This window comes from Butyrivibrio sp., assembly GCF_024699075.1.
Window position 1 is genome coordinate 1 of sequence record NZ_JAILQF010000070.1, and the last position, 3,502, is coordinate 3,502.

A 3,502-nucleotide genomic window follows, 5' to 3' on the forward strand; every position below is an offset into this window, starting at 1 on the left:
TCCATGCCGTTGAGCACGAAATGACCAAAGAAGGCGGTACATTCAAGCGTAAAGCAATATACACTTTCATGGTCAGATACCTTTGTATAGCATTCCTGCTTATAATACTTATAAGTTCAATACTTCAGGTAATTGGAATCATTAAGATTTAAAATGATTTAAAGAGATTTTGATAGATTAAAAAAATCCTGCGGACTTTATTACAGCTATTGCTGTTTTAGTCCGCAGGATTAGCCATTTTATTAACTAATGCTTAAACCATATAAATTACTGCATTAAATATATCCATTAATGCATTAAAACGGCAAACGTCGATATACGAACATTTGCCGGTCTAATATTGCCTTATTTATATAAAATCCCCTATACGAATAAGCTTAATTTATTGTATAGCACCAATCACCAAAGTATAATGCTACACTGCCAATTCTACTTATCAAAGCAAAGAATAGATACCTGCTTTAGCATTATCTATCTCTGCCAATCAAAGCAAAGACTCAATACAAGCCTCTACATCTGCCACGTCTGCTGTTGGCTCGAATCTTGCAACAACATTGCCTTCGCGGTCGATGATGAACTTTGTGAAGTTCCACTTGATATCTGGCTTACTAGCCCAATCAGGATCAGCCTCTGCGAACATCTTCTCAAGAAGTGCCTTGTACTGATGCTCCTGGAAGCCCTCAAAACCCTTCTGAGACTTAAGATGTGTATAAAGAGGAAGCTCGTTGTCTCCATTTACATCTGACTTAGCCATCTGAGGGAAAGTTGTATTGTAGTTACTTGTACAGAAATCATGAATTTCTTCATCAGTTCCAGGGGCCTGTGCACCAAACTGGTTACATGGGATATCAACAATCTCAAGTCCCTTATCATGAAGCTTTGTATACATATCTTCAAGTGGTGCATACTGTGGTGTAAAGCCGCAGCCAGTAGCTGTATTAACTACCATGATAACCTTTCCTTTGAAATCAGCAAGGTTAAGCTCTCCGCCTTTTCCTGTCTTAAGTGTGTAATCGTAGATCATAAATGGTCTCCTTTTTAATTGAATATTGTTTGCTTGTTACAAAAACAAATTATTACCAGTTCTCAATTTCATCTGCGCTATGTATAAGCTTTGCTTCTACAAGTGATGCGCCTTTTACATAATCAGAAAGCTTTTCTGCAGTCTTGCCAATACCGCTTCCACCTGAAGTTGCGAAGGCATATACCTTTTTGCCTTCCCAGTTATATTGCTGGCAGAAAGAATATACTACTCTTGGAGCTGCTGCATACCAGATTGGGAATCCGATATAAACAGTATCATAAGAATCAAAATCCTTAACCTTGCCTGCGATCGGAACATCTTTACCACCGATCTGCTCTTTGTTACATCTTGAAAGCGGGTTCAAATAGTTGATATCAGCCTTTGTGTATGGCTCAACTGGACAGATCTCAAAAAGCTCTGCGCCTATCTTTCCAGCGAATTCCTCAGCTACTTTTCTTGTAGTTCCCTCTGCACTGAAATAAGTTACTAAAGTGCTCATTATTAAGTCCTCCTTTATGTCACCTTGACATTTTTTGACCAAAGATTTCTGCTTCTTCAAGCTTTCCATCAATATTTAACATATGCGCATAGAAATAATCCTCACACACCATGATCTTCTTATTACTTATCATCTTCCTAAGAGCGTTGACAGTTCTTCTTGACCAATTTGATGTTGTAAAAAGAACTACTTTTGAAATCAGCTTAGGATCAAGCTCTTCAGCATATTTCTTGAGCTCGGGAGCCATGATATTAGCATATGGAGCTCCGCCCAGGAAAAGAATATCAACCTTTTCTGAAAGTATTGGTTCATCTTCTATGCTTATGGCTTTAGCACCAGCTCCTTTAGCTATAGCTTCTGCTATTCTTCTCGTGTTTCCGGCTTTTGTCTTGGAACAGTATCTGACTGCAATATTCATAGGTCGCCTCGTTTTGTAAAAATACATTTCGTACAATGTAATTGTATCATATCAGAATATCATTTCAAGTCATTTTTTATATATAGAGAAATTTATGTAGAGAAAAACTCGAAATGTAAGAAAATAATAATCTACCCCACCTGCATTTAAATATTTAAAAGAATTAAATAGAAAATAGTATTGACAGTATAAATCGCAAGTGATAATTTAATTGTACACAATTGAATATTATGTTTTATAGTGAATAGATAAACTTTATTTAGAGAAAGGTGGACTATAACATGACAAATTATGATTATGATGTGCTCTATATCGGAACCGGACATGCAGCATGGCATGGCGCTTTGATCCTGGCTCAGGCTGGTAAGAAGATTGCATTTGCTGAGCGTGATCTTACAGGAGGAACATGTACTAACTATGGTTGTGATGCCAAAGCTCTTCTTGATGGACCTGCAGAACTGGTATCTGCTTTAGAAAGGTATAAAGACCTTGGCGTAACTGCTGATGTTAAGATGGACTGGCCTAAATTCATGGCTTACAAGCATCAGTCAATCGATCCTCTTGCAGGCGCAATGACAGGCATGCTTACAGGCGCAGGCTTTACCATCATTAATGGAGATGCAAAGTTTGTTGATGAGCATACTGTTCAGGTCGGCGATAAATGCGTGACAGCTGAGAATATCGTAATCTGTACAGGTCAGTATGATTTCAAGCTTCCGATCCCCGGTAATGAATATATGCATACAAGCCGCGAGATCCTTGATCTTCCTGATCTTCCAGGACACATCACTTTTATTGGTGCCGGAATCATTTCCATGGAATTTGCTTCTCTTCTCACCCAGTTTGGTGTTAAGGCAACTGTAATTGAATTCGCAGACAGAGCTCTTTTGCAGTATAGCGAAGAATATGCAAACAGAGTTGTTGCAAAACTCGAGGCAGCAGGCGTTGATTTCCATTTCAAAGAATCTCTTTCTTCTGTAGAAAAGAAAGGTGATAAGTACTATGCCAAGACTGAATCAGGACTTTGCGTAGAGACAGATTATATACTTGCAGCAACCGGAAGACGTGCAAATGTTAATGGACTTGACCTTGAAAAGGCAGGCGTTGAATACTCACCAAGGGGCATAAAGGTTGATGACCATATGCGCACAAGCAAGGGTCACATATATGCAAGCGGTGACGTTGTAGATAAGTTCATCCCACGTCTCACACCAACAGCCACATTTGAGTCCAACTATATTGCACTTGCAATCCTTGGCAATCCTGCTCCTATCCAGTATCCTGCAGTTCCTAATGTTGTATTTACCCTTCCACGTATTGCAGCATGCGGCGTATCAGTAAATGAAGCGCTTAAGAATCCTGATAAGTATACTGTTTCTAAGATAAAATATGGTCAGATGCTTTCATTCGAATACAGAAACGAACTTGATGCAGAAGCTACAGTTATCTTTGATAAGGATAAATATCTTGTAGGAGCTGAGCTCTACGGCGATCTTGCAGCAGAGATGATCAACGTTCTTACAATGGTCATCAATGGTCGTATGACTATGGAGATGATGAT

At 38.9% G+C, this 3,502-nt stretch carries 4 protein-coding genes; 1 reads left to right on the forward strand and 3 read right to left on the reverse strand.

The features are described 5' to 3' along the window. Positions 1–484: 484 nt before the first annotated feature. Genes K6G87_RS02590 through K6G87_RS02600 form a run of 3 tightly spaced genes read right to left on the reverse strand, consistent with a single transcriptional unit; the run spans position 485 to position 1,941 of the window. Positions 485–1,024: a glutathione peroxidase gene (locus K6G87_RS02590; RefSeq protein WP_296833486.1), complete on the reverse strand. Its 540-nt coding sequence runs from the start codon at positions 1,022–1,024 to the stop codon at positions 485–487. A gap of 52 nt (positions 1,025–1,076) precedes the next feature. Further along, a complete protein-coding gene (locus K6G87_RS02595) occupies positions 1,077–1,523 on the reverse strand; it encodes a flavodoxin (protein ID WP_296833489.1) in 447 nt (148 codons plus the stop codon). A gap of 19 nt (positions 1,524–1,542) precedes the next feature. Continuing rightward, positions 1,543–1,941, reverse strand: coding sequence for a flavodoxin family protein (locus tag K6G87_RS02600; RefSeq protein WP_296833492.1), 399 nt, complete (start codon positions 1,939–1,941; stop codon positions 1,543–1,545). A 281-nt stretch (positions 1,942–2,222) separates the two neighbouring features. Between K6G87_RS02600 and K6G87_RS02605 the strand changes: the two genes are divergently transcribed. Continuing rightward, a partial coding sequence (locus K6G87_RS02605) for a dihydrolipoyl dehydrogenase family protein (protein WP_296833495.1) occupies positions 2,223–3,502 on the forward strand: 1,280 nt, incomplete at its 3' end.